General features: G+C 37.6%; 3 protein-coding genes. All 3 read left to right on the forward strand.

Annotated elements, in window-relative coordinates; all coding sequences use genetic code 11:
• Window positions 1-225 precede the first annotated feature (225 nt).
• The 3 genes from H5975_RS07690 (at window position 226) to H5975_RS07700 (ending at window position 2,802) form a co-directional block, all read left to right on the forward strand.
• Window positions 226-1,584 (forward strand): glucose-6-phosphate isomerase, encoded by a 1,359-nt coding sequence (locus tag H5975_RS07690; RefSeq protein WP_204785550.1) that lies wholly within the window; start codon window positions 226-228, stop codon window positions 1,582-1,584.
• 142 nt (window positions 1,585-1,726) lie between these two features.
• On the forward strand, window positions 1,727-2,602 hold the full coding sequence (gene scrK, locus H5975_RS07695; protein WP_204785551.1) for a fructokinase ScrK: 876 nt from the start codon (window positions 1,727-1,729) through the stop codon (window positions 2,600-2,602).
• Entirely contained in the window at window positions 2,602-2,802 is a 201-nt protein-coding gene (locus tag H5975_RS07700) for a hypothetical protein (protein ID WP_204785552.1), read from the forward strand. The genes scrK and H5975_RS07700 overlap by 1 nt, the downstream gene beginning before the upstream one ends.
• The last annotated feature ends 222 nt before the right edge of the window (window positions 2,803-3,024 follow it).

The following is a 3,024-nucleotide window of genomic DNA, read 5'->3' on the forward strand; positions in this document are numbered from 1 at the left end:
TCCTTTCATATAGGTTTGGTTCACTTAATATGATACCTGATGTCACGCCGAATGGCGTTTTTTTATTTACCACCAACTGGGTGGCTAACTTCATTCTATAATCCACCATGTTAATAAAATTAACAATAAATAATAAATTTTCTAAATTCGTATTGAAAAGGCATTCATAAACAGATATGATTTGGTATGTATAGTTTATTATGATACAAGAAAGAGGTTATACACATGGCACAAGTTTCATTAGATAGCAGTGCTTTAAAGAAGTTTGTTCATCCAAATGAGTTGGGTGAAATGCAAGCAATGGTAAATGCTGCTGACGAAGAATTGCGTAAGGGTACCGGTGCGGGTGCTGATTTTCGTGACTGGCTTCATTTACCAAGTAATTATGATAAGGAAGAATTTGACCGTATTAAAAAAGCAGCAGCTAAAATTAAGCAAGATTCTGATATTTTAGTTGTTATTGGGATTGGTGGATCATATCTTGGAGCGCGGATGGCAATTGATTTCTTGCATAATAGTTTCTACCAAGCTCAATCTGCTGAAGATCGCAAAAATCCATTAGTAGTATTTGCTGGTAATTCATTAAGCTCTTCATATGTTTATGACTTAATTAACTTAATTGGAGACAAAGACTTTTCAGTCAACGTGATTTCCAAGTCAGGAACAACTACGGAACCATCCATAGCTTTCAGAATTTTTAAGCAAAAGTTGATTGATAAATATGGAGAAGATGAAGCAAACAAGCGGATCTATGCTACTACCGACAAAAAACGTGGAGCTCTTAAGAGTGAAGCGGATGCTGCTGGTTGGGAAACCTTTGTGATTCCTGATGGTGTTGGTGGTCGTTACTCTGTATTAACTGCTGTTGGTTTGTTGCCAATTGCAGCATCCGGTGCAGACATTGATAAATTGATGGAAGGTGCTGCTGCTTCTGAAAAGGCGTACGTTGATCCAGATCTTGCAAAGAACGAAGCATATCAATATGCAGCTTACCGTAATATTCTTTATCGTAAGGGCTTCACCACGGAATTATTGGAAAATTATGAGCCAAATATGACAATGTTTGCGGAATGGTGGAAGCAACTTGCTGGTGAATCCGAAGGTAAGGATCAAAAGGGAATTTATCCTTCAAGTGCCAACTTCACTACTGACTTACATTCACTTGGTCAATATATCCAAGAGGGACGTCGTTTCTTAATGGAAACAGTCGTTAAGCTGGACAATCCAAACCATGACATGACGATTCCAGATGCTAAAAGCAATTTAGATGGTTTGGAATATCTTCAAGGAAAGAACATGGATTGGGTTAATACCAAAGCTTACGAAGCAGTTGTTGCTGCTCATACTACTGGTGGCGTTCCAGTTATGACAGTTCACATTGATAAGGAAGACGAATATACATTAGGTTACTTAATTTACTTCTTTGAAGTAGCAATTGCTATTTCTGGGTACTTAAACGGTATCAATCCATTTAACCAACCAGGAGTTGAAGCATATAAGACTAATATGTTTGGCCTTCTGGGCAAGCCAGGTTTTGAAGAAGTTGGCGACAAGCTTCGCAAAGAAATGGCTGATAACCGATAATTAATAATTAATATTAATTAGTCGCATCACCAAAAAACAAATGGTGGTGCGCTTTTTTGATTAATTTTGGTAAACGCTTGCCAATTTGAGTTAAAACTGGGATAATATTTTTGAAAGCGATTACAAATATGAGGTGAATAAGATGTTATTAGGGAGTATCGAAGGCGGAGGAACAAAATTTGTTTGTGCTGTTGGTAATGAAGATTATCGAATTGAGGATATGACAGTGTTTCCAACTACTACACCTGAAGAAACCTTGCAAAAGTCGATTGATTATTTTAAAAAATTTCCAGAATTAAAATCACTATCAATTTCTTCATTTGGGCCAATTGAAATTCGTCGTAATTCTCCAAAGTACGGTTATATTACCGATACTCCTAAGAAGGGATGGAGTAATACAAACGTCGTTGGAACTTTACAAAAAGCGCTAAATATTCCTGTTTTTTGGACCACTGATGTTAACGGATCCGCTTATGGTGAATACGTGTTATCTACGTTGTTTAATCAAAAAATAGATTCATTAGTATACTACACAATTGGTACTGGCGTTGGTGCCGGGGCAGTTGTGGATGGTAAGTTTATCGGAACAATGGGACATCCTGAAATGGGACATATCCGCTTAAAGCGTCATCCAGACGACCTTGATTTCAAGGGTATTTGCCCGTTCCATGGAGATTGTCTAGAAGGTTTGGTAGCTGGTCCTACTTTTGAAGCACGGCTTGGTAAGAGTGGACGGGTAGTGCCATTGACAGACCATGTTTGGGACATTATGGCATACTATGTTGCCCAAGCGGCTCTAAATACCACTTTAATGCTACGTCCAAATAAGATTATTTTCGGTGGTGGAGTAACCAGCGAAGAATTTCTGAAAAAGGTGCGGCGCGAATTTGGTAAGTTAATGAATAATTATATTTATTGTGGTTCACTGGAAGATTACATTACCATGCCGCTTGCTAAGAATAACACCTCAGCTACCATTGGGAATTTTGCATTAGCACTGAAAAACCATGAAAGCTAATGAAGAAAGATATTAATCAGAACATTCAACAACTGAAAAGTCGACTAACGGGATGGTGTGTATTAGCAATTGTGCTAGAAATTATTGCAAAGTTTGCACCGTTACCGTTTATCCAAATAATTGCATGGTTGGCGGTTGCTTACTGTATTCTGTTACTTTTTATGTTGGCATACTTATTAGTAATTAAATACAAAAATTAAGGAGTGAGACGATGATCCTGAAGCGTACCCCCAAAGTTGGAAATCGACTTTGGGGGTATTTTTATGACTAAAATTAGCGTAAACATTAAGATTAAGGCTGTCGAAGAGTATGCCAATGGTAATGATAGTAAAGGATTTATTAGGCAAAAATACGGGATCGACGAACTTAGTTTTCAAATATGGGTGGGTATTTATGCAAAATTTGGCAAGGAACCATTACTG

The sequence above is a fragment of the Limosilactobacillus coleohominis genome (assembly GCF_016901675.1).
In the GTDB taxonomy this organism is placed as follows: Bacteria; Bacillota; Bacilli; order Lactobacillales; family Lactobacillaceae; genus Limosilactobacillus; species Limosilactobacillus intestinavium.

Coding starts and splice junctions, on each gene's coding strand:
- H5975_RS07690 (WP_204785550.1), top strand. CDS start 226: ATGGCACAAGTTTCATTAGATAGCAGTGCTTTAAAGAAGTTTGTTCAT.
- scrK (WP_204785551.1), top strand. CDS start 1,727: ATGTTATTAGGGAGTATCGAAGGCGGAGGAACAAAATTTGTTTGTGCT.
- H5975_RS07700 (WP_204785552.1), top strand. CDS start 2,602: ATGAAGAAAGATATTAATCAGAACATTCAACAACTGAAAAGTCGACTA.